18 protein-coding genes are annotated in these 23,070 nt (G+C 72.9%); 12 read left to right on the top strand and 6 right to left on the bottom strand.

Going from position 1 to position 23,070, the window contains the following annotated elements; translation table 11 throughout:
- Positions 1-112: 112 nt before the first annotated feature.
- Both KY5_RS35315 and KY5_RS35310 read right to left on the bottom strand, forming a co-directional pair.
- Positions 113-1,066, bottom strand: coding sequence for a pyridoxal-phosphate dependent enzyme (locus tag KY5_RS35315; RefSeq protein ID WP_159072673.1), 954 nt, complete (start codon positions 1,064-1,066; stop codon positions 113-115).
- Between the two features lie 368 nt (positions 1,067-1,434).
- Positions 1,435-2,178, bottom strand: coding sequence for a 3-hydroxybutyrate dehydrogenase (locus KY5_RS35310; RefSeq protein WP_234363262.1), 744 nt, complete (start codon positions 2,176-2,178; stop codon positions 1,435-1,437).
- Between the two features lie 254 nt (positions 2,179-2,432).
- On the opposite strand from KY5_RS35310, the gene KY5_RS35305 reads away from it, so the two are divergent.
- The 6 genes from KY5_RS35305 to KY5_RS35280 all read left to right on the top strand — a co-directional run bounded on the left by KY5_RS35305 (position 2,433) and on the right by KY5_RS35280 (position 10,073).
- Positions 2,433-3,191: a Clp protease N-terminal domain-containing protein gene (locus KY5_RS35305; RefSeq protein ID WP_098246013.1), complete on the top strand. Its 759-nt coding sequence runs from the start codon at positions 2,433-2,435 to the stop codon at positions 3,189-3,191.
- A gap of 355 nt (positions 3,192-3,546) precedes the next feature.
- On the top strand, positions 3,547-4,752 hold the full coding sequence (locus KY5_RS35300; RefSeq protein WP_234363019.1) for a radical SAM protein: 1,206 nt from the start codon (positions 3,547-3,549) through the stop codon (positions 4,750-4,752).
- 7 nt (positions 4,753-4,759) lie between these two features.
- Positions 4,760-6,901: a DegT/DnrJ/EryC1/StrS family aminotransferase gene (locus tag KY5_RS35295; protein ID WP_098246011.1), complete on the top strand. Its 2,142-nt coding sequence runs from the start codon at positions 4,760-4,762 to the stop codon at positions 6,899-6,901.
- On the top strand, positions 6,898-8,064 hold the full coding sequence (locus tag KY5_RS35290; protein WP_098246010.1) for a hypothetical protein: 1,167 nt from the start codon (positions 6,898-6,900) through the stop codon (positions 8,062-8,064). Before KY5_RS35295 ends, KY5_RS35290 begins: the two co-directional genes overlap by 4 nt.
- The gene (locus KY5_RS35285) at positions 8,061-9,179 is read left to right on the top strand and encodes a hypothetical protein (protein ID WP_098246009.1); all 1,119 of its coding nucleotides are present in this window, start codon (positions 8,061-8,063) and stop codon (positions 9,177-9,179) included. The genes KY5_RS35290 and KY5_RS35285 overlap by 4 nt, the downstream gene beginning before the upstream one ends.
- A gap of 33 nt (positions 9,180-9,212) precedes the next feature.
- Entirely contained in the window at positions 9,213-10,073 is an 861-nt protein-coding gene (locus KY5_RS35280) for a phytanoyl-CoA dioxygenase family protein (RefSeq protein WP_098246008.1), read from the top strand.
- Between the two features lie 23 nt (positions 10,074-10,096).
- Here KY5_RS35280 and KY5_RS35275 read toward each other — a convergent pair whose 3' ends face one another.
- On the bottom strand, positions 10,097-11,050 hold the full coding sequence (locus tag KY5_RS35275) for a Gfo/Idh/MocA family protein (RefSeq protein WP_098246007.1): 954 nt from the start codon (positions 11,048-11,050) through the stop codon (positions 10,097-10,099).
- 13 nt (positions 11,051-11,063) lie between these two features.
- Complete coding sequence (locus KY5_RS35270) at positions 11,064-12,065, bottom strand: zinc-dependent alcohol dehydrogenase (protein WP_098246006.1); 1,002 nt, start codon at positions 12,063-12,065, stop codon at positions 11,064-11,066.
- 255 nt (positions 12,066-12,320) lie between these two features.
- Between KY5_RS35270 and KY5_RS35265 the strand changes: the two genes are divergently transcribed.
- A complete protein-coding gene (locus tag KY5_RS35265; RefSeq protein WP_098246005.1) occupies positions 12,321-13,841 on the top strand; it encodes a glycoside hydrolase family 3 protein in 1,521 nt (506 codons plus the stop codon).
- Between the two features lie 211 nt (positions 13,842-14,052).
- On the opposite strand, the gene KY5_RS35260 is transcribed toward KY5_RS35265, so the two are convergent.
- Positions 14,053-16,362: a collagenase gene (locus KY5_RS35260; RefSeq protein ID WP_098246004.1), complete on the bottom strand. Its 2,310-nt coding sequence runs from the start codon at positions 16,360-16,362 to the stop codon at positions 14,053-14,055.
- Positions 16,363-16,523: 161 nt separating this feature from the next.
- Positions 16,524-17,777: an MFS transporter gene (locus KY5_RS35255; protein ID WP_234363018.1), complete on the bottom strand. Its 1,254-nt coding sequence runs from the start codon at positions 17,775-17,777 to the stop codon at positions 16,524-16,526.
- Between the two features lie 441 nt (positions 17,778-18,218).
- Here KY5_RS35255 and KY5_RS35250 point away from each other — a divergent pair, with 441 nt between their 5' ends.
- From KY5_RS35250 to KY5_RS35230, 5 genes are all read left to right on the top strand, one after another.
- The gene (locus KY5_RS35250; RefSeq protein WP_098246002.1) at positions 18,219-18,965 is read left to right on the top strand and encodes a helix-turn-helix transcriptional regulator; all 747 of its coding nucleotides are present in this window, start codon (positions 18,219-18,221) and stop codon (positions 18,963-18,965) included.
- Between the two features lie 70 nt (positions 18,966-19,035).
- A complete protein-coding gene (locus KY5_RS35245) occupies positions 19,036-20,226 on the top strand; it encodes an NAD(P)/FAD-dependent oxidoreductase (RefSeq protein ID WP_098246001.1) in 1,191 nt (396 codons plus the stop codon).
- Positions 20,223-20,549 carry a (2Fe-2S)-binding protein gene (locus KY5_RS35240; protein ID WP_098246000.1) on the top strand — a complete coding sequence of 109 codons (327 nt, stop codon included), beginning with the start codon at positions 20,223-20,225 and terminating at the stop codon, positions 20,547-20,549. Before KY5_RS35245 ends, KY5_RS35240 begins: the two co-directional genes overlap by 4 nt.
- On the top strand, positions 20,530-22,137 hold the full coding sequence (locus KY5_RS35235; RefSeq protein WP_098245999.1) for an NAD(P)/FAD-dependent oxidoreductase: 1,608 nt from the start codon (positions 20,530-20,532) through the stop codon (positions 22,135-22,137). The genes KY5_RS35240 and KY5_RS35235 overlap by 20 nt, the downstream gene beginning before the upstream one ends.
- On the top strand, positions 22,134-23,042 hold the full coding sequence (locus KY5_RS35230; protein ID WP_098245998.1) for a dihydrodipicolinate synthase family protein: 909 nt from the start codon (positions 22,134-22,136) through the stop codon (positions 23,040-23,042). Before KY5_RS35235 ends, KY5_RS35230 begins: the two co-directional genes overlap by 4 nt.
- Positions 23,043-23,070 lie beyond the last annotated feature (28 nt).

Raw genomic sequence — 23,070 nt, 5'->3', positions numbered from 1 at the left:
GAGTGCGGCGGCGTGGTGTGACATACGTGTGATCAGTGGTGTGAGGCGTGCTGGTCGGAGTGCTGGGCGGCGCCGACCGGCAGCCCGGTCCGGTGCCGAGCGGCCCGCCCCGTCAGACGAGTGCCACCGCGTCGAAGGCGAGCCCGGCCGCCTCGGCACGGGCGGCCGCCGCCCCCGTCGTGCCGGTGGCGAGGCCGTGCTCGCGGAGCCAGGCCCCGCTGTACAAGGTGTCCTCGTAGCGGTCGGCGCCGTCCGCGCAGAGGCAGACGACCCGTTCCGCTTCCGGCCGCTCGGTCAGATAACGGGCCGCCGCGGCGAGCACGGCGCCGGACGAGCCGCCGACGCCCACGCCGGTCTCCTCGCGCAGGAGCTGGCAGGCGGCCACCACCTCGGCGTCCGGCCCGTGGCCGCCGAGCGCCACGTAGCCGCGGACGTCCACGGCGACGACCCGGCACTCGGGGGCCGCCCTGCGCAGGTACTGGGCGACGCCCGCCAGGGTGCCGCCCGTGGAGACGGCCACGAAGACGGCGTCGGGCCGGCCGCTGCCGTGGCGCAGGATCTCGGGGCCCGTCTGTTCGCGGTGGACGCGCGGGTTGGCGGGGTTGCGGTACTGGTCGGGCCAGACGCAGCTGGGATCCGACGCGAGCAGCTCACGGACCCGGCGGAGCCTGGCCCGCAGGTATCCGCCGTGTGCGTCGGGCACGTCGACCCGTTCCACCGTCGCGGCCAGGGCCGCCATCTCGTCGAGGTTGCGCCGACTCGTCATCGGGTCGACGACGGCGACGAAAGGGTAGCCACGGCTCCGGCACACGTAGGCGAGCGCGGCGCCGAGGTTCCCCGAAGTGGATTCGACCACCGTACGGCCGGGGCCGAGCAGCCCGCGGTCCTCCATGTCCGCCACGAGCGCGTAGGCGGTCCGGTCCTTGACCGAGCCGCCGGGGTTGAACTGTTCGAGTTTCAGGCCCACTTCGCGCCACCGTCCGGCCACCCGCAGCCGTACGGGCACCAGCGGAGTGCGCCCGATCCTCGCGACGTCCCGCGCCCGAGCGGGGGTGCCTCCGGGCACCCCCGTCCCCCGCCCCAGCGACGGTCGTTCCCCCGTTACCGGGCGGCCCGTCCGTGCGTACACCCCCGTAGTACGTCCGGTCACCGGTGCTCTTCTCCCCCGTCATCGGTGTTTTCAGGTCCGCCGCGGCTCCGCGACCGTGGCTCCACCTTGGCCCCCTGCGGGCGCGGGGGCGACCGTGAAAACCCTGGGGTATCGGCCCGGGGTACCGCAGGGGCGCCGGGGAGGGCTAAGCCTCCTGTGGCGTGCGGGACGTGGCGTAGCGCACGGGGGCCCGCAGAGCCGGTGGTTCCGCCCTTCAACCACCGGGCCGGGGTGATCAACCCAGGGTTTTCCTCGGGCGGTCGGCCCCGCCCGTGCCGCAGGGCTCAGGCCGCCGTCCAGCCGCCGTCGACCGGCAGCGAGGCTCCGGTGAGGTAGCCGGTGTGCGGCCCGCAGAGCCAGACGGCGACGGCGGCGACCTCGTCGGGTTCGATGAGCCGTTTGACCGCCGAGCGGTCGAGGAGCACATCGGCGACGACGTCGGCCGGGTCGACGCCGTGCACGGCGGCCTGCGCGGCGATCTGCCCCTCGACCAACGGCGTACGCACATAGCCGGGGTTGACGCAGTTGCAGGTCACACCGTGCGGGGCGGCTTCGAGTGCGGCGACCTTGCTGAGCCCTTCCAGACCGTGCTTGGCGGCGACGTACGCGGACTTGAAGGGGCTGGCCCGCAGCCCGTGGACGCTGGAGATGTTCACCACCCGACCCCAGCCCTGCCGGTACATGTGCGGCAGACAGTGCCGCAGCAGCAGGAAGGGGGCGGTCACCATGAGGCGTTGGAGTTCCTCGAAGCGGGCGACGGGGAAGTCCTCGATGGGCGCGACGTGTTGGGCGCCCGCGCTGTTGACCAGGATGTCGACGTCGGCGGGCAGCCCGGGGACCGCTGCGGCGTCGGTGAGGTCCACGACGTGCGGCTCGCCGCCCACGGAGGCGGCCACCGCCTTGGCGGTCTCGGCGTCGACGTCGGCCACGTGGACCAGCGCGCCCGCGGCGGCGAACGCCTCGGCACAGGCCCGCCCGATGCCGCTGCCGCCACCGGTCACCAGCGCGGTACGCCCGGTGAGGTCCACGCCGTCCACCCGTGTGTGCCCGGCGGGTGCGGACGCGAGGCGGTCGGCGCGGGGTCCGTCTGCTCCGGTGTGTTCGCTCGTCATGGGCGGAACGCTAGAGAGGTCGTGGCGGGTCCTCCCATGGTCGCGGACACCACAGTGCGGGGCGTTCACATGTGGGTCGGACACGTGGGGGGCGGGCCTCGCCGGACTTCCTCACCTTGACTGTCAACCCAAGGTTGACAGTCACTCAACTGTCAACCTACGGTTGCCACATGACGGACTCCGAACGCACGACTCCGCAGCCTCCGATCCGCCTCGACGACCTCATCGACGCCATCAAGAAGGTCCACGTCGACGCCCTCGACCAGCTCTCCGACGCGGTCATCGCCGCCGACCACCTCGGTGACGTGGCCGACCACCTCATCGGCCACTTCGTGGACCAGGCCCGCCGCTCCGGCGCCTCCTGGACCGACATCGGCAAGAGCATGGGCGTCACCCGGCAGGCGGCCCAGAAGCGCTTCGTCCCCAAGAACCCGGGCGAGGCCCCCGACCTCGACCCCAGCCAGGGCTTCGGCCGCTTCACGCCGCGGGCCAGGTACGTCGTGATGGCCGCGCACAACGAGGCCAAGACCGCACACCACGACGAGATCCACACCGCGCATCTGGTCCTGGGCCTCCTCGGCGACCCGGAGAGCCTCGCCGCCAAGGCGATCGTCGCGCAGGGCGTCTCCCTCGACGACGTCCGCGGCGCGGCCCTGGAAGCGCTGCCCGCCACGGCCCACACGGTGCCCGAACTCGTTCCGTACGACGCGGGGGCGCGCAAGGTCCTGGAGCTCACGTTCCGCGAGGCCCTGCGCCTCGGCCACAACTACATCGGCACCGAGCATCTCCTGCTGGCCCTGGTCGAGTTCGAGGACGGCGCGGGCCCGCTCACCGGCCTCGGCCTCACCAAGGACGGCATCACGGCCTGGGTCACCGAGGCACTCGACGCGCTCGCCCCTGGCGGCGCTTCCGGCCCCGCCTCGGCCTAGAACCCGTCGGTCTCCATCCGCCACCCGGCCCCAGGGCCGGGTGGCACTGTCACATCCCGTCGCACTCGACGGGTTTCCGCCTCTTGACGGGCAACGGTATGACGCGCGACGGGCGTTCACCGCTTACACCGCGCACGGCCCCCCACCGGCCCGGAGCCCGCTCCCGCTCCCCTCCACGGCCAACGGCCGATGGAGCCGACTACCACGTCGGACGCCCCTTCGGGCAGAGCGGCGGCTCTAATTCCGCCATCAACCACCGTATTGTCTAGACCCATTGACAGCCCTGTGGGGCCTCCCTAATGTCGCCAACAAGCTCGAACAACATATACGCACATCGATCTTGTGTGGGGGGTTCGTGAACAGCACACCCAGTTCCGGCGACATCCAAATGGCCTTCCCCCAAAATCGCGACGGCCTGCCCATCGTGAGCCTCGATCAGGCTCACTCACCACAGAAGGTGCTTGCCCACGGCGAATTGCTGCGGCGGTTCGTGGCCGGGGAAGAGATCAAGCCGGTCCATATGCGGATCGGCATCATGGGCGCCTGCAATATGCGCTGCAATTTCTGCAACTTCCACTCCCCCAACGAGGAGCAGTTCTACGACCTGTTCTCGTTCAAGGACTCGATCGCCACCGACAAGGCGGTCACCCTGCTGCGCGAGTTCGCCGAGAACGAGGGGCGGGCCGTGACCTTCTGCGGCAGCGGTGAGTGCACCATCCACCCCGGCTACACCGACATCTGCCGCGCCGGGCACGCCGCGGGGCTGCGGATCGGCCTGATCACCAACGGCTCCCGGCTCGGCCGCCCCAAGGTCGCCTCCTGCGTCGCCGAGACCCACACCTGGGTCCGCATCGGCCTCAACGCGGGCACCGAGGCCACCTTCGACGACATCACCCGGGACCGCGAACAGACGTTCTCGAAGTTCATCGGCTCGGTCGGCAAGCTCCGCGAGAGCGCCGTCGACCCGGACTTCCGCATCGGCTTCAACTACGTGATCACCCTGCAGAATTACCGGGAGATCATGGACGCGGCCCGTATCGCCCACGAATCCGGGGCGCATTATGTGCGCTTCGAACCGGAGTTCTACAGTGCGATGGGCCACGAGACCATCGAATCCGTGATGCCGGAGATCGCGGAATCCCTCACACGCGCCGCCGAACTCTCCACGGACGCCTTCGAGGTATCGGTGCCGAAGCTGGACCGTGGCCCGATGGACCAGGTCGAAGAGGTCGAGGGCGACTTCGAACACTGCCACTACAGCCGCTTCGTGACCGCGGTCGGCGCCGACGGCAATCTCTATCCCTGCCCGCAGGTGCATCTCAACAGCCGCTATCTGATCGGCAATGTCGTCGAGCAGAGTTACTCCGAAGTGCTCGACGGCGGCCCGCGAGCCGAGTGGGAAGCCTCCAACCCGCGCAGGACCGACCTGTGCAAATCGTGTTTCTACCGGCCGCAGAACGAACTGCTCGAACTCCTCAAGCGCGGCCAGATCAAACTGGACGAGGCGCTGGACGCCTACGCGCTGGAAGTGCCGAGCACCCTGCACGGCGACTTCGTCTGAGCCGCGGATGCAGCTACGTCACGTCCGTCGGCTGCTCGCCGCCGAGCCCGCCCTGCGGTTCACCGCGGGGCCCTCGGCGGCACCGCCGGCCCACCGCGCCTGGTCCCGTCACCTCCGTTCCGTCCTCACCCGGCTGGCCCGCGTCGAGCACGCGACACCGACCGTCACGCAGAGCACCGTCTCGGACGAGGGAGAGCTGCGCCGTGAGCACCTCGTCCTCGACTCCCCGCAACGCGGCACCTTCCACGGCACGCTGCTCGCGCCGAGGGACGTCGCGCACGGGCCCGCCGTCCTCGTACTCGGCGGCAAGAACGCCCGGCTCGACCAGCTCACCGGCGACGTGCCGCCCGACCACCCCGACCGCAACGTCGCCGAGCAGCTGGCGCTCGCGGGCTTCGTGACCCTCTCCCTCGACCACGGCATCGGCGGCGGTCTCGACGAGGAGCGCAGAGCGGGAAGGGACGAAGGCACCCTGCTCGCCCACGCGTTCGCGCTGACCGGCAGGTCACTGCTCGGCGCGCTCGTCGGCGACGCCCTGGGCGCGCTCGACGTCCTGCGCGCCCATCCGCTCGTCGACCCCGACCGCGTCGGCCTGTTCGGCCACAGCCTCGGCGCCGCGGTCGCCCTGCACACCGCGCTGCTCGGCGACGACCGTCGGCTGCCGCTGTGCGCGGCCAGCCACCTCGGCAGCTACCAGGCGCTCTACGAACGGCTGTTGACCGGGCACGAGGGCGCGGTCCTGCCCGGCGTCCTGGAGTACGCCGACCTGCCCGACCTCTACGCCGCGCACGCGCCCGCCCCGCTGCAACTCCAGTACGGCACGGCCGACTCCTACTTGGAACCGGCCGACGCGCGCGCCGCCGCACGCCGGGTCGAAGAGGCGTACGCGGTCGCCGAGGCGGACGTGGAAGTGCACGAACTCGCCATGGGGCACGGCACCCACGTCGGCCACGCCACGGACTTCTTCACCCGCGCCCTGGCCAAGCCGCACGAGGCGGGCCCGCACGCGCAGCAGGCCGAGGTCCCCGCCCAGCGCATCCACTTCGAGGTGTCGCAGCGGCGCACGGTCCTCGACCGCGTGGACGCCGCGCTCGCCTCCGGCATGCTCACCCAGGGCCCGCAGGTGGCCCGCTTCGAGGAGCTCTCGCGCGCCTGGACCGGCACGGACACCGCTGCCGTGGCCTCCGGTGCGGCCGCCCTGGAGATCGCCCTGCGCATCATCGGCGTGAGCGGCCGCACCGTGCTCGTGCCGGTCAACACGTTCTTCGCGACGGCGGCGGCAGCGGTGCGCGCGGGCGCCACCGTGGGCTTCGTCGACATCGAGCCGGACGGGCTCGGCCTGGCCCCCGAGGCGCTGCGCACCGCACTCGACCTGCACCCCGACACGGCAGCCGTCCTGCCGGTGCACATCGGCGGCATCGTCTCGCCCGCTCTCGACGCGGTCCTGCCGCTTTGCGAGGAGCGCGGCATCCCGGTGGTCGAGGACGCCGCGCACGCCTTCGGCGCCACCCTCGAAGGGCGCCCGGCCGGCAGTCTCGGCAGGTTCGGGGCCTTCTCCTTCTACCCGACGAAGGTCGCGATCAGCGGCGAGGGCGGACTGCTCAGCGCGGGCAGCGCCGACGACCTGGAACAGGTGCGGCGCTGGCGCGACCACGGCAAGAGCGCCCAGGGCTCCACGCTGCACGACCGTCCCGGCAGCAACTGGCGCCTGAGTGAACTGCACGCCGCCGTCGGCACGGTCGACCTGGAGCGCTTCGCCGCCACCCTGACGGCACGGCGTGAACTCGCCGCCCGCTACGACGTGTTGCTCGCCGACGTGCCCGGCATCCGCCCGCACCCCGTGCCCGATGCGGCGGGCAGCAACTACTACAAGTACCTCGCCTACCCGGATCCCGAAGGGCCTCTCGACCGCGCGCTCCTGAAGAGGCGGCTGCGGGAGCGCCACGGCGTGGCCCTCGCCGGTGAGGTCTACGACCATCTGCTCTGCGACCACCCCTACTTCGTCACCGAGGGGCGGGCCGCCGCGCAAGGACCGTTCGAACGGGCCCGCTGGTTCGCCCGCCACCACATAGCGCTTCCGCTGTACCCGTCACTCACGGAGGCCGAGCAGATCCGGGTGGTCGCCGCGCTCCGCAGCGAGCTGTCGTGACGGGCCATCAGGTCCTGGCGTTCCGCAGGGGTGAGTGGCGGACGTCGTTGGACACCGTGGAACTGCCCGGCGCGAGCGGCGCACGGCTCGCGCTGGTCCCGGAGATCGTCGCCCATGCGGACCGGCGGTGGTGGGACGGCACCCGGCCTTCCCTTCCGCCCCTCACCGGACGGCGTGAACTGCTGCTCACCGCGCTGGAGTTGTTCGACCGAGCCACCCTCACCGTGGGCGGCGTCGGCGAACAGAGCGCCGGGGACTTCCGCGCCGCGCTCCAGGAGAGCGCGGGGCTGCCGGGGCCGCTGGTCGACCGGTGGTGCGAGATGCTCCGCACGGACGTCCTCAAGAGGGGCGAAGCCCCCGAGCCCGACGAGCGGTTGGCCCTGGTCGCGCTGCCGGGCAACACGTTCACCTGCCTGGTGTCCGTGTGCGACGAGGCCGAGCGTTCGGCGGGCGTGTGGGTGCGCCCGAGCCGACGCGAGCCGCTGTCCGCCGCCCGGCTCGTCGCCGCCCTGCTCGCGGCGGGCTGGCCCCCGGCCCGCATCGGCCTGTACCCGGCCGAACAACGGGCGCTGCACGGCCTGTTGAGGCTCACCGACCGGCACGTCGTCTACGGCGGCGCCGGGCTGGCCGCCGCGGTCCGCGACGCGCCCTCGCTCACCCTGCACGGGCCCGGCAGGGGCTGCGCGCTCGTGCCGTCCGACATGTCGACCGACGACGCCGTGGAGTGGCTGCTGCCGCTGGTCGCGGCGGACTCGGGGCGGTTCTGCAGCAACGTACGCACCATCCTGTGCACGGGCCCCGAAGCGGCACGGTCCCTGGCGCTCGCGCTGGCCGCCGCCCTCGACGCGCTCCCGCCGGACGGGGCGTGGCCGCTGGCCGCCTTCCGGGAGCCGGGGGCCGCGCGGAGCGCCGCACGATCCGTACGCGACCGGCTGCGCCCCGCCGACCGCCTGCTCACCCGACGCGAAGCGACCGACTCCCTCGTCCTGCCACAACTGGCCCTGCTCGAAGGCCACTTCGCCGCGCCCGATCCGCATCCCCTGATCGGCCACGAGGTGCCCTTCCCCTTCGCCGCCGTGCTCAGCGCCGAGCCCGCCGCGGTGGCGGCCATCACCGCCGAGTCCCTTTTCGTGTACCGCCCCGCGAAGCGAGGTTCCGCATGACGACCGCGTTCGGCACTCTGCACGACACCCTGCGCGAACGAGTGCCCGAGCTCGCCGTGGACCTCGACGCGTGGACGCGCCGCATGATGCGCTGGCACTTCGACCCGGCCACCGGCAGCCCCTTCTGGGTGGCGCGCAGGGAGCGGCTCGGCTTCGACCCCGTCGAGGACGTCAACGGCTTCGCCGCGCTCGACCTGTTCGGCCTCTTCGACAAGGACGAGCTGCGCGCGGCGAGCGCCCGGGACCTGCGCCCGCGCGGCTACGCGGACCGCCCCTTCCGGGTCTTCGAGACCGGCGGCACCACCGGGACGCCCTGCCGGATCGTCAACGTCACGCGCCTCGCGTACGACGTGGAGATCTACCGCACGGTCCTGGAGGCGCGCGGCGTGGCGGGCGGCGACGTGCTCGCGATGACGCCGAGCGGCCCGCACGCCTACGGGCACTTCGTGGAGGGGCTCGCCGACAGCTGGCGCGGCGCCGTGCACGCCATCGACTTCGACCCGCGCTGGGTGAAGGCCGCACTGCGCGCGGGCGGCGAGGCCGACGCGTACACCGCGCACCTCATCGACCAGACCCTCGCCCTGCTCGCCGCCGAGCGGCCCTCGCTGCTCTTCACCACATCGCGCCTGCTCCTGGAGCTCGCCATGCGGCTGCCGCGCCCCCTGCACACGTACGGCATCCGTGCCGTGTGCACGGGCGGCACCTCGTGCACCGCCGCGGAGGCGGAGTTCCTGCGCGAGGAGCACCTGGTGGGCGTGCAGTGGATCGACACGTACGGCAACACGCTGGTCGGCCACGCCCTCCAGGCCGACGCGGTGCCCGGCGCGCCCGAACCGCCGGGCGGCACCGGGCACTCCTATCACTTGCCGCCGCCCTTCGCGGTCCTCAAGGTGGTCGACCCCCTGGACCCGTGGCGCGAGGTGGCCGTCGGGGAGCGGGGCCGTGTACGGGCCACCACGCTGCTCGAGGACCTCTTCCTGCCCAATCTCCTGGAGCGGGACAGCGCGATCAGGACGGGTCCGCATCCGTGGTTCCCCTGGGACGGAGTGGCCGCCGTGCGGCCCTTCCAGGAGGACACGGCGGGCGCGCAGGAGGCGGTGGAAGGCGTCTATTGACGCGTCGGGTTCCCCAGCTTCGAAGGATGCATCGTGGACTTGTCGTCGAACGGCGTACCCATACCCTTCACCCCGGAACTCTTCGGGCCGCTGCGCTCCAGCGCGGACCTGCTCCCGCCGAGGGACCCGGTCGCCCTGCGCGAGCGGCTGCACGCCGACGGGTATCTGTTTCTGCCCGGGTTCCTGGACCGCGCGGAGGTGCTTGGACTGCGCGCCCGGTACTTCTCCCTCTTTCCGCCGGGCTTCCTCGCGCCGGGCACCACCCCCGAGGAAGGGGTGTATTCCGGCCGCACCCCGAAGGACCTCCCCGAGTACGGCGTGGCGGGCCATCCCGCGTACGACTTCGTGCGCTCGGCGCCCTTCGACCGGTTCGTCGGCAATCCCGTGCTCGGCGAACTCGCCGCACAGCTCCTGGACTTCAAGGCGGAGATGCTGCCGCGCCGCATCCTGCGCCACTTCCACCGCGGCGCCCGGCGCGCCTCGCGCGCCCACGTCGACCTGGACTACATGGACGAGGGCTCGCCACGGGTCGTCACGCTGTGGACCCCGGTCGGCGACTGCCCGCCGCCCACCGGGGGTCTCGTCTACCTGGAGGGCTCCCACCGCCTGCCGCCCGAGGAGTACGCGCCGCTGCGCGACACCACGGACCGCCCCGACGACCGCCGCCAGATCTGCCACGACCTGGAGCTGACCGCCCGCACGCTCGGCCGCCGCTGGCTGTGCGCCGACTTCGCCGCGGGCGATGTGATGGTGCATCTGCCGCGCATCATCCACGCGTCCCTCGACACCACGACGGACGCGATGCGCCTCTCCGTCGACACCCGGTTCGTCCGCTCCGACGACACTCCCGACCCGCGCTGGCTCAAGCCGTGGTCGGCGGACGACGGGGCCTGAACACCCGCCCCCTGATGGCTTGTTCAGTCGTTCCAGGGCCGTACGGGGCACCCGCCCGCGGCGGCCGAGCGCCCGGCGGCCACGAGCACGTCGTCGACCAGCCGGGCCTCGGCCACCGGGCACACGGGCACCCCGCCCGACGTGACGGCCCGCACGAAGTCGGCGAGCAGCGGCTGGTGCGGATTGGCCGCGGGCGGCAACGACAGGGGCACCGCGCCGAGGCCCTCGACCCGCCCCGAGTCGAGCGGGTCGAGCGTCACGGTGCGTCCCCCTCCGCTGAGCTCGAAGCGGTCCACCGGTGGTTCGTCGGACCACTCCGCCACCAGGTGCGCGCACAGGCCCGAGCGCCAGCGCAGGCCGAGCTCGGCCCGCCGCTCCGCACCGCCCGGGAAGCGGCGGCCGAGCGCGGCCGCCACCTCGCGGGGCCGCCCGAAGAGATGGAGCAGCAGGTCGATCCGGTGGCTTCCGGCGTCCGCGAGGACTCCCCCGCCCGAGACGGCCGGGTCGGTGCGCCAGCGCATCGGATCGTCCGGCCCCGGCGCGAACGCGCACCGGAAACGGACCTCCACCCGCTCGGGCACCCAGTCGCGCAGCTCCTCGCGCAGCCGCCGCACGGCGGGCGCGAGCCTGCGGTAGTACGCGACACCGGCGCAACGCCCCGCCGCGTCGAGCGCGGCACCCGTGCCGAGCGCACCGGCGAGCGGTTTCTCGACGAGGACGGGCAGCCCCGCGGCCAACACGGCGCGGGCGAGCGGTACATGGCGTACGACGGGGGTGGCCACGTACACGGCGTCCACGCCGCGGAGCAGGATCTCCTGGTCGCTGCCGGAGGCCCCGACGGCGTTCCGCTCGGCGACCTGGGCCGCGCGCCGGGCGTCGCGGCCCCACAGCGCCACGGGCTCCTCGCCGAGCGCCCGCAGCGCGGGCAGCACGCGGCGGGTCACGATGTCGCCGTATCCGGCGATGCCCCATCTCACGCGGTCGGCGTGGTCACGGGACGATCGCCACCTTCAGCGTCTCGGGCGGCGGCCCCTCGTACGGCGCGCGCTCGGCGTCCGGGTACAGCGCGCGGCTCGCGGAGAGCTGCTCCATGGCCTTCGGCAGGTCGTCCAGGGGGTAGGTGTGGGTGAGCAGCTCGGGCAGCCGCAGGACCTCGGGGCGGCGGTGGGCGATCCGCTCGGCGACCGCGAGCGCCTCGGCGCGCGCGGTGTCCAGGGGCTCCGCGGAGCTGTGCACCCGCAGCCCCTTGCGCTCCCAGGTGACCAGATCGAGGGTGACGTGGGTGTCGACGTGGTGCGTGCCGAGGAGGACGACGAGGCCGTTCTGGCGGACCAGAGCGACACAGGCGTTGACCGTGGTGGGCGTGCCCACGGCGTCCACGGCAACGTCGAAGTCGTTGCCGACCGAAGCGAGTTGCTCGGCGCTGCCGTCCACGCGGTGCACGGCGTCGGCGCCCGCCCGCGTCGAGCGCGCCAGGCGCCAGTCGTCGAGGTCGACGGCGACGACCTCGGCCGCGCCGCGAAGGACCGCGATCCGCAGCGCCATCTGCCCGACGGGCCCCTGCCCGACGATCGCGACGCGGTCGCCGAGCCGGACGCCGCGCGTGGCGTGCACGGCCAGCGGCAGGAGCTGGAGGATCGCACCCTGCTCGAAGGGCACGGAGTCGGGCAGGGCGCCGACGGCTATCTCGCGGGCCAGGGCGAATTCGGCGTACCCGGTGGTGAGCGGGGTACGGACGAAGACGCGCTGGCCGGGGACCACCCGGCGCACGCCCTCGCCGATCGCCTCGACCTCCCCGGCGATCTCGTGGCCGAAACACCCCTGGGAGGCGTGCGCGCGCAGTCCGTAGTAGTGGAAGTAGGCCAGATCGCTGCGGTTGCAGACGGTGCAGGCCCGCACCCTGACGAGCACTTCGAGCGGCCCCGGTGTCGGCACGGGGGCGTCGGCGACCGGTCTGATGTCGCGCCGCCCCACCAGTTCGTACCTGCGCATGACCCTCTCCCCTCGATGGCGGTGGATCCGTATGTCGGTGGCGGTGGATCCGTATGCGTCCCAAGGATTCCCCAAGTCCCCCCAGATGATGTTGAATTCGCCCGTCTCGACCGGTTCGGGCTTCTTGACAGCCGTGTTTGGCACGGGCGAATATCCACTATCTGATTGGCCTGGACCAATCAGCAGGAGTCACAGGAACCACGCGGCAAGAACACGAACCCACGCACCACCACCCGCATCCTCGGAGGTCGCGCCATGGCATCGAGCAGTGACCCGACTCTGGAGCGGCTCGCCAACTCCGTGCTGCAGCCCGGGTTCGAGGGCACCACCGCCCCCGACTGGCTGCGCCGCAGGATCGCCGAGGGCCTCGGCTCCGTTGTCCTGTTCGCGCGCAACATCGAGACGCCCGAACAGGTGGCGGCGCTCACCGCGTCGCTGCGCGCCGAGAACCCCGACCTGATCGTCGGCATCGACGAGGAGGCGGGCGACGTGACCCGCCTGGAGGCGTGGACCGGCTCGTCGCGGCCCGGCAACCTCGCCCTCGGCGCCGTCGACGACATCGACCTCACCGAGCGGGTCGCCCACGACATCGGCCGCGATCTGCACGCCGCGGGCGTCTCCCTCAACTTCGCGCCCAGCGCCGACGTCAACTCCAACCCGCTCAACCCCGTGATCGGCGTCCGGTCCTTCGGCGCCCGCACCGACCTCGTGTCGCGCCACACGGCCGCCTGGATCCGGGGCCTTCAGGAGGCGGGCGTCGCCGCCTGCGCCAAGCACTTCCCCGGCCACGGCGACACGGTCGTCGACTCGCACTACGGGCTGCCCCAGGTCACCGGTTCCGCCGAGGAGATCGCGCTCACCGCGCTGCCGCCGTTCATCGCGGCGATGGAGGCGGGCGTCCGCGCGGTGATGACCGCGCACCTGGTCGCCCCCGCCTACGACCCCGACCTGCCCGCGACGCTCAGCCACCGCATCCTGGTGGAACTCCTGCGGGGCGACCTCGACTTCCAGGGCCTCCTGGTCACGGACGGCATCGAGATGGGCGCCGTCACCGACCGCTACGGCATCGACGGGGCGACGGTCAAGGCGGTCGCCGGTGGCGTGGACGCGGTCTGCGTGGGCGGCGAGAGCGCCGAGGAGGCCACGGTCGACCTGCTCTCCACGGCCCTGGTCAAGGCCGTCCTGAACGGCACGCTCCCCGAGGAACGCCTGGTCGAGGCGAGCGGACGCGTCACGGAGTTCGCGCGCTGGTCCGGCGAGCGCTCACGGGCGGTGGCACGCGCCATGGAACGCTCCGACATCGGCCTGGTCGCGGCCCGCCGCGCGGTCCGCGTCCGGCACCGCCCGGGCACGGCCCCGGTGACGCTCCCGCTCACGGGCGCCCCGCACGTGGTGGAGCTGTCCCCCACGATGAACCTCGCGGTGGACGGCCACACCCCGTGGGGCGTCGCCGACCCGCTGCGCGACCTGCGCCCCGGCACCACGTCCGTACGCCTGACCGAACCCGAACTCACCCACACCACCGACGTCCTGACCGACGCGGCCCTGACCCCCGCGACCGGCCGCGACCTGGTGGTCGTGGTCAGGGACGCGGCCCGCCACCGCTGGATGACCGACACCCTCACCCGCCTCCTGCGCAGCCGCCCCGACGCCCTGGTCGTCGAAATGGGCGTCCCCGCGGGCGACGCACTGGGCGCCGCCCACCTGATCACGCACGGCGCGACGCGGGTGTCGGGGATCGCGGCGGCGGAGCTGTTGGCGGGCGCGGGGGCCTGACCCCCGCCCCTGCCGCTTCCGACGCGAGACCCCCTCAGCGCGTCGGAAGCAGCAGCTCCCGCAACGCTGGTGGACAGCGTGGCGGGGATGGCGGCCGTGGTGTTCGCGGCGTCGCGATCGGCGCGGCGGTCACGGGGGTCACGGGGGTCGTGTACGACGCGACCCCGGCCGCCGCGGGCATGACGCCCCCGGAGACCGAGGCCGAGCGCGCTCAGCCCTTCAGCGGGCCCTCGCAGGTGTAGTTCGACGTACCCGCACGACCGTTGGACCAGATGTCCACCGGGCCGAACGAGCAGTTCATGTCGGCGAGATTGTTGTCACCGGCCGCGGCCCGCTCCAGCAGGAAGTAGTCCACCGTCTCGGACATGTCCTTGAAGACGGCGTCGGGGTCGCCCGCGGCACCGAGGTTCGCGGTGATCCGTCCGGTGCAGGTGTACCGCGGCCGCTCCGGCGCCCCGTTCGACGCGCAGTCGGGCGTGCTGCTGGTCGTCGCGGTGAAGGAGGCGCGCACCTGGTCGGCCGTGGTGTCGCGCAACTCGCCCAGCGGCACGTACTTCGTGTCGGGCACGAACAGGTCGTCGACCCGGGCGATCTGCGCGTCGAGGAAGGCGTCGTACGCGCGCTGCAGCCCCGCGTCCTTGCCGAGCCGGTCGCGCCAGGCGTCGAAGCCGGACGGGTTGTCGGCGCGCAGGTATCCGTACATCTCCTTGAGCAGCGTGGGGCGTTCGCTCCACAGGAACTCGAAGAACGTGCCCGCGTAGTTGTAGAAGCGGAAGCCGTCCCCCGCGTAGGTGGCGTGCAGGAGCTGATTCACGCTCATCCGGGGACCGCCGTTGGCGGTGTCCGCCATGATGCCCTTGACCAGCGACTTGCGGACCTTGATGCCGTCGTCACGGGTGGCGCCGTCGAAGAACTCGGCGGTGCCCTCGTCCATCGCGGTGGTCCTGTCACCCTGGTACCAGGGCCCCTCGCCGAACGAACCGGGCACCGCCCAGCGGCCGTTGAGGTAGTGCGTGTACTCGTGCCGGAAGAGCTCTTCGAGGGTGAGCGAGGAGTCCTGCGGGACCCGGCGCTGGTAGGTGTAGAAGGTCGCGCCGCGCTCGATGTAGACGCCGCCGTTGTTCGTGTCCATCCCGGTCAGGAGCGGGTGGTAGTTCTCGTAGTCGGCGCGCGAGGCGTAGAGCACGGTGGTCAGGGTGGCGTTGGGGTCGCCCGCGAGCGGCTCATCGGTGCCGACCACGCGGTGGAACTGCGCCTTGACCTGCTTGCTCGCGTAGTAGAGCTGGTCGACCGTCGCCCGGTCGAGCGCCGTGCGGACCTTCATCCCGCCCTTGTCGTACGTATAGGTCTGCGGGAACAGGCGCCGCTCGATGTCGGCCCTGCACACCTTGTACGGCGCGCAGGCGTCGTACTCGTTCAGCCAGGTGACGACCTTCGCCCAAGGGGCGCTGCCCTCACCGAAGTTGCGGACGACGACGTCCACGAGACCGCCGAGCCCCGCGGATATCTCGGCGGTCAGCCCGTCGATCTGGCCGAACCTGCCGTACTCCAGGAGCGCGTCGCGCACCACCCAGGCATTGGCCGTGCCCTTGAGGTGGGTGTACTGGGCGAAAGCCTTGAAGGCGGCGCGGTAGGCGGGGTCGGCCTTCACCGCCGCGTGGAACGCGGCGTCCCGGTTCCCCGGGTACACGCCGAGGTAGCTCAGGGAGAGCCCGGCGAGCGCGGCACCGGCCCAGGACGCGTCCTTCGCCGTACCGGGGTGATCGGCGTCCATGGTCGCGAGCACCCGCTTGATCAGCGGGAGTTGGTGCTGCCGGAGGCCGGGCGCACTGGCCGCGTAGAGCGCCTCGCGCAGCGATTCGGCATTGGCCTTGGTCACGTCGAAGGTGCGCGGCGCCGAGCCGAAGGCGTCGACGGCACGGCGCATCGCGTCCACGGTCGGCGCGTCGGTGACGTCGATCTCGTCGTGCGAGAAGTCCTGGTAGGCGACGGCGTGGAGATAGGTGAACATCTCCAGGAGGTGACTGCCGTTCTTGCCGTCGTGGGCGGCTGCGACGCGAGCGATGCGCCCGGACACGGCCTGGACGTGGGCGTCCGACATGACGGGCGCGAGGCGCGGGTCCCAGTTCCAGACCAGGGTGCGCAGACAGCCGTCGGCGGTGACGGCCGGATCGGCGAGGAAGTCGGCGAACCGCTCGGGGGCGAGGCCGGTCACGGCGTCGAGGGTGCAGGGGACGGCGGCGGATTTCGCCTCGACCTGCCCGGTCCGCCGGGGTGTGCGCGCCCCCGGTATCCGGCCGTCCTTGAGCCCGCCGGGCGCGGGGAGCGCCTGGTCGGCGGGGATCGGGGCCTTGGCCCGGTGCTCGACGGCGTCGAGGGGGTTCGGGGTGGTGGACGCTGCGGCACGGGCCCGAGCCGGTGCGGGGTCGGCCGCGTGACCCAACTGGGCGGCCGAGACGCAGAGGGTCGCCGCGAGCGCGCCGGCGAGCACGGATCTTCGCAGGGTACGTAACTGGGACACAGGTGACTCCTCAAGGGGAGGTGGGGGTGACACATCAGTCAACTCACTGACGCGCAGCGTCAGTTGCCGAGACGCCGCTGCACCATGTGATGCGTAACGTAGTAATGTGAAATTGCACTGACAACCCCCGTGCACCCACTGGACTTCCTCGCTACACCTCGCTACACCCCCGGCTCGCGCAGCGTGCGCAGGAGCAGCCAGCCGAGCGCGGGCAGGGCGATCAGCGGCGCGAGGGCCGTCCGCAGGTCCGTCGCGTCGGCGAGGGCGCCGATCAGCGGGCTGGCGAGGCCGCCGATGCTGACGGTGAGCCCGAGGGTGACGCCGCTCGCCGTGCCCATCCGGCGCGGCAAGTAGTCCTGACCCAGGGTGATGTGCAGGGAGAAGGGCACGTACAGACCGGCCGACGCGAGCGCCACGCATCCGTAGACCGGCGGGCCGGGGACGAACACGACTCCGGCGACGGCGAGGACGGTCAGGGCGTACGACCACTGGACGACCGGCACCCTGCCGTACCGCGTGGCGAGCCGCCCGCCCGCGACGGTGCCGACGGCGCCGCCGAGGTAGAGCACGAACAGCGCGGCCGTGCCCGCCACGTCACCGCCGCCGGTGCGTTCGCGCACGTACAACGAGACGAACGTGCTGAGCCCGATGAAGACGATCGAGCGGCAGACGATGGCGCCCGAGAGCTTGGCGAAGGAGGCCCAGTCGTCACGGCCTTCGACCTCGGCGCGGAGTGAACTGTGCATCTCCGTGCCGGACTTGAGACCTCGCAGCGCGGCCACGCACAGGGCCGCACCGATGAGGGCGGGCACCACCAGGAGCGGCGACGCGCGCAGTCCGCCCGTGGCGATGACGGCCGAGACCAGCAGGGGCGCGGCCGCGAACCCGAGGTTGCCGCCGAGGGAGAACCAGCTCATGCCGGTGTGGCTGCCACCGCTCGCCCCGCGTGCCACGCGGGCGGCCTCCGGGTGGTAGGCGGCGACACCGACGCCGGAGAGCGCGACGACCACGAGGGTGACGACATAGTCGTCGCTCACCCCGGCGAACGCCACCCCGATCCCACCGATCAAGGTGCTGACCGGCAGCAGCCAGGGCATCCGCCACTTGTCGGTCAGCGCACCGAACAGCGGCTGCACCACGGAGGACAACAACGACGCGGCGAGCACGATGCCGGACGCGGCGGCATAGGTATAGGCGCGCTCGGCCACGAAGAAGGGCACGAGGGCGGCGACGGCTCCCTGGTAGATGTCTACGCAGGCGTGGCCCAGGGAGAGGAGGGTGAGGGGGCGCGGGCGCGGGCGCGCGGGGCGCGGAGGGGCGGGCGAGGGGGCGGTCGGATCCGGGGGCGAGGTGCTGTCCGAGTGGGCGGCGCCGTCCATGGGCATGGCGCTGCCCGGGGACGCTGCGCCGTCCATGGGCGGGGCGCTACCCGGAGGCACCGCGCCGCCCAAGGGTGCGGCGCTACCCGGAGGCACCGCGCCACCCGAAGGCGCGGCATTACCCAAGGGCGCGGCACTACCCGGAGGCACCACGCCACCCAAGGGTGCGGCACCACCCGAAGACAGCGCCCCACCCAAGGGCACCGCGCCACCCGAAGACACCGCCCCGCCCGAAGGCGCGGCACCACCCAAGGGCACCGCCCCACCCGAAGGCGCGGCACCACCCAAGGGCACCGCCCCACCCAAGGGCGCGGCGCCACCTGAAGGCACGGCACCACCCGAAGGCACCGCCCCACCCCCCGAGAGCCCTGCCCCGTCCGGCCGCCCGGCCCCGTCCGATGCTGAAGTCCGATTCTCTGGCACCGCCCCATCGTCACCACGCCCCACCCTGGCGCGCTTCCGATAAAGTGCCAACTCATGCCGGACATCCGCCACACCCCCGAAGCACCCACCCGCACCCAGGCACTGGCGCCCGGGGAGCGGATCGATCCGCACCGGCACGACGACCACCAGATCGTCTACGCGGGCTCCGGCGTCCTTGCCGTCACCACCGACGCGGGCACCTGGTTCGCCCCCGGCAACCGTGCCATCTGGGTCCCCGCGGGCTGCGTCCACGCGCACCGCGCCCACGGCCACCTCGCCCTGCACCTGCTCGGTCTGCCCGCCGACACCAACCCGCTCGGCCTCGCGGCCCCCACCGTCCTCGCCGTCGGACCGCTCCTGCGCGAGCTGATCCTCGCCTGCACCCGAGGTCCGCACGACGACACCCCGGAACGTCTGCGCCTGCGCGCGGTCCTCCTCGACCAGTTGCGCGCCTCGCCGCAGCAGCCGGTCCAGCTGCCCACCCCGACCGACCCCCGCCTCGCGGCCGTCTGCGAGCTGCTGCACCGCGACCCCGCCGAACCGCGCGGCCTCGCCGCCCTCTCGGCCGAGGCAGGGGCGGGCGAGCGCACCCTCAGCCGGCTCTTCCGGCGCGAACTGGGCATGACCTTCCCGCAGTGGCGCACCCAACTGCGCCTGTACCATGCCCTGCGCATGCTGGCCGACGGCATGTCGGTGACCGCCGTCGCACACCGCTGCGGCTGGTCGTCCACCAGCGCGTTCATCGACGTCTTCCGCCGCGCATTCGGCTACACCCCGGGCGCGCATCAGCGGCGCGACTGATCGGCAAGCGCCAACTTCCATCCGTGCACGACCACTTGGCAGCCTCTGTGCCATGTGAAATATTACTGCCGTGCTCACGAGAACCCCCTCGGAACGCCCAGACCTGATCGTCGTCGGCGCGGGCGTAGTCGGCGCCGCCTGCGCCCACTACGCCGTCCGTTCCGGCCTGAACGTCACCGTGATCGACCGCGGCCCCGTCGCGGGCGGCACCACGGGTGCGGGCGAGGGCAACCTCCTCGTATCCGACAAGGAACCCGGCCCGGAACTCGAACTCGCCCTGCTTTCCGCCCAGTTGTGGCGCGAGCTGGCGAAGGAACTTCCGGCCGCGGTCGAGTACGAGACGAAGGGCGGCGTCGTCGTCGCGTCGACCGAGGCGGACCTGTCGGCACTGCGCGACTTCGCCGCGAGCCAGGCAGGGGCAGGCGTCGAGACGTACGAGGTACCGCACGATCGCCTCGCCGACCTCGAACCGCACCTCGCCCCCGACCTCGCGGGCGGCATCCACTACCCGCAGGACGCCCAGGTCCAACCCGCCCTCGCCGCAGCACACTTGCTCCGGACCGCGGCGGATCCACAGCAGGGAAGCGGACGGCTGACGCTGCGGCTCGGCGAAGAGGTCACCGACGTCCTCAAGGGCCCCCGCGGCGAGATACGCGGCGTGCGCACCCCCGCGGGCGACCTCCTCGCGCCCCACGTGGTGAACGCGGCGGGCACCTGGGGCGGACAGGTCGCCCGCCTGGCGGGAGTCGGCCTGCCGGTCCTGCCCCGGCGCGGATTCGTCCTGGTCACCGAGCCGTTGCCCCGTGTCGTACGGCACAAGGTGTACTCCGCCGACTACGTCGCCGACGTGGCGAGCGGCTCCGCGGCCTTGCAGACCTCCGCCGTGGTGGAGGGCACCCCGGCAGGTCCCGTACTGATCGGGGCGAGCCGTGAACGCGTCGGTTTCGACCGGACGTTGTCGGTGGAGGTGCTGCGGCGCCTCGCCGCACAGGCGACCCGGCTGTTCCCCGCCCTCGCGGAGGTGCGGGCGATCAGGACGTACGCGGGGTTCCGCCCCTACCTCCCCGACCACCTCCCGGCGATCGGCCCCGACCCGCGCGTCCCCGGCCTCTTCCACGCCTGCGGCCACGAAGGCGCGGGTATCGGCCTGGCCCCGGCGACGGGCCTGCTCGTCGCCGCACAACTGACGTCCCGACAACTCCCCATGGACACAGCCCCCTTCGCCCCAGAACGCTTCACCGAGGAGTCGGCCACGGCATGAGCATCCAACCCGAGCGGACCCCCGCCGACCTGGTGGGCGCCGCGACCGACTCCGCCTTCGAGTTCACCTTCGACGGGCGCACGCTCACCGCCCTGCCGGGGCAGTCCATCGCCGCCGCGCTCTGGTCCGCCGGGATCTTGTCCTGGCGCACCACCCGCGTCGGCGGCCGCCCGCGCGGCGCGTTCTGCGGCATCGGGCAGTGCTACGACTGCCTGGCCACCGTCAACGGCCGCCCCAACAGAAGGGCTTGCCTGGTCACCGCACGCCCCGGCGACGCGATCACCACCCAGGAAGGACACGGCCATGCCGGGCTCGACACCTGACGCTTCCGCGGCCCGTGAGGCCCGCGCGGTGTCCGATCCGTACGACGTGGCGGTCATCGGCGCGGGACCGGCGGGCCTCGCGGGTGCCGTCACCGCCGCCGAACTCGGCTTGTCAGTGGCCTTGTTGGACGCATCGCCAGGACCGGGCGGCCAGTTCTACCGGCACCCGCACCCCGCGACGGGCGCGGCGCGCCCCGAGGCTCTGCACCACGACTGGCCCGCCTTCGCCGCGCTGCGCGACCGCCTGAACTCCCGCGAGGTGGACCGCTTCTTCCAGCACCACGTCTGGACGGTGACGCGCGAGTCCGAGACCGAGTGGACGGTGCACGCCCTCACCGGAGAAGACGGCGCCGACAGCGCGGACGGCGACGACCGGCAGCCGGTGACCGTACGCGCTCGTGCCGTCCTCCTCGCGACCGGCGCGTACGAGCGCCAACTCCCCTTCCCCGGCTGGACCTTGCCGGGCGTGGTCGGCGCGGGCGGCGCCCAGGCGATGCTCAAGTCCGGCCTCGCCCTGCCCGGTCGGCGCATCGTCGTCGCGGGCAGCGGCCCGCTCCTGCTCGCCGCGGCCTCCTCGCTCACCGCCGCGGGCGCGCACGTTCCTGAGGTGATCGAGGCGTCCGGCTATCTCGGCTACGCCAGGAATCCCGCCGTACTCGCCGCCAATCCAGGCAAGTTGGCGGAAGCGGCACTCCACGGCAGCGCCCTCCTTCGCCACCGGGTCCGGCTTCGCACCCGCAGCGCGGTGATCGAGGCACACGGCACGGACAGGGTGGAGGCGGTGACGGTCGCACGGCTCGACCGCGACTGGCGTCCGGTGCCGGGCACGGCGCGCCACGTCCCTTGTGACGCCCTGGCGGTGGGCCACGGCCTGGTCCCGCGGATCGAGACGGCGACCGCCCTGGGCTGCGCCACGCGTCGTACCGCCGACGGCACGCACGCCCTCGCCCTCAGCCCGCTCCAGGAAACATCCCTGCGAGGCATGTGGGCCGCAGGCGAGGCGGGCGGCGTCGGCGGTGTCCAACTGGCTTTCACAGAGGGAGCTTTGGCAGCCCTCGCGATCTCCGCACGCTTGACGGGCCGCCGCCCCGCAGCACGCGGCGGCGGCCCCGGCGCCCACTCCTCGCTGCCCGGCATCGGCGCCCTCCGCACCCTGCGCCGCCGCCGTGACCGCATGCGCGCCTTCGCCGAGGCGATGGCACGCGCGCACGCGCCCGGCCCGGGCTGGACGGAGTGGCTCACGGACGAGACGGACGTGTGCCGCTGCGAGGAGGTGCCGGCCGGCCGCGTGCGCGAGGCGGTCACCGAGTACGGCGCGCGCGACACCCGCACCGTCAAGCTCCTCACCAGGGCGGGCATGGGCTGGTGCCAGGGCCGCATGTGCGACGCGGCGGTGACCTGCCTGGCCGCCACCCCGACCGCTCCCCCGCCGCCACCGCCCCGGCTCCCCCTGGCCACCCCGATCCCGCTCGGCACGCTCGCTTCCCTGCCCGCACCGGACGCCACGGCTCCGGACGCCACTGCCCCGCACGCCACCACTACTCCGGACATCACCGTCCCGGACGCCACAGAAGGGCACGCCTCATGACCTCTGCCACCTGGACCACGGACCGACCCTGGCGCGGCATCATGGTCGCCACCGCGCTGCCCCTGCGCGACGACCTCTCCGTCGACCACGACGCGTACGCCGAGCACGTACGCCACCTCATCGCGAACGGCTGCGACGGGGTCGTGCCCAACGGCTCCCTCGGCGAGTACCAGACCCTCACCCCCGACGAGCGCGCCCGCGTGGTCCGTACCGCAGTCGACGCGGCGGGCGACGGCGCCCGCGTGATGCCGGGCGTCTCCGCCTACGGCAGCGCGGAGTCCCGCCGCTGGGCCGAGCAGGCCGCAGAGGCGGGCTGCGGCTCCGTACTCCTGCTGCCGCCGAACGCGTACCGCGCCGACGACGACGCCGTGCGCGCCCACTACGCCGAGGTCGCCCGCGCCGGGCTGCCCGTGGTCGCGTACAACAACCCGCTCGACACGAAGGTCGACCTGGTCCCCTCCCTGCTCGCCCAACTCCACACCGAGGGCTCCGTGGTGGCGGTGAAGGAGTTCAGCGGCGATGTGCGCAGGGCGTACGAGATCGCCGAACTCGCCCCGGATCTCGACCTGTTGATCGGGGCGGACGACGTCCTGCTGGAACTGGCCGTCGCGGGCGCGGTCGGCTGGATCGCCGGCTACCCGAACGCCTTCCCCGCCACCTGCGCCGAGCTCTACCACGCGGCCTGCGCCGGGGACCTGGACACGGCACTCCCCCTGTACCGCGCGCTGCACCCGCTCCTGCGCCAGGACTCCAAGACGGAGTTCGTGCAGTCCATCAAGCTGTCGATGGACATCGTGGGCCTGCGCGGCGGCCCGACCCGTCCGCCGCGCACGCCGCTGACGGGCCAGGTCGAGTCGCTGGTCCGCGCGGCCACCGAAAAGGCGCGAGCGGCGGGCCACCACTGAGCGGCAGCTCCCCGCCGAGTACCGGTTG

It is taken from the genome of Streptomyces formicae, from assembly GCF_002556545.1.
Taxonomy (GTDB): Bacteria; Actinomycetota; Actinomycetes; order Streptomycetales; family Streptomycetaceae; genus Streptomyces; species Streptomyces formicae_A.
The sequence above is the reverse complement of the archived record's forward strand: the minus strand, read 5'-3'. Positions and strand labels throughout refer to the sequence as shown.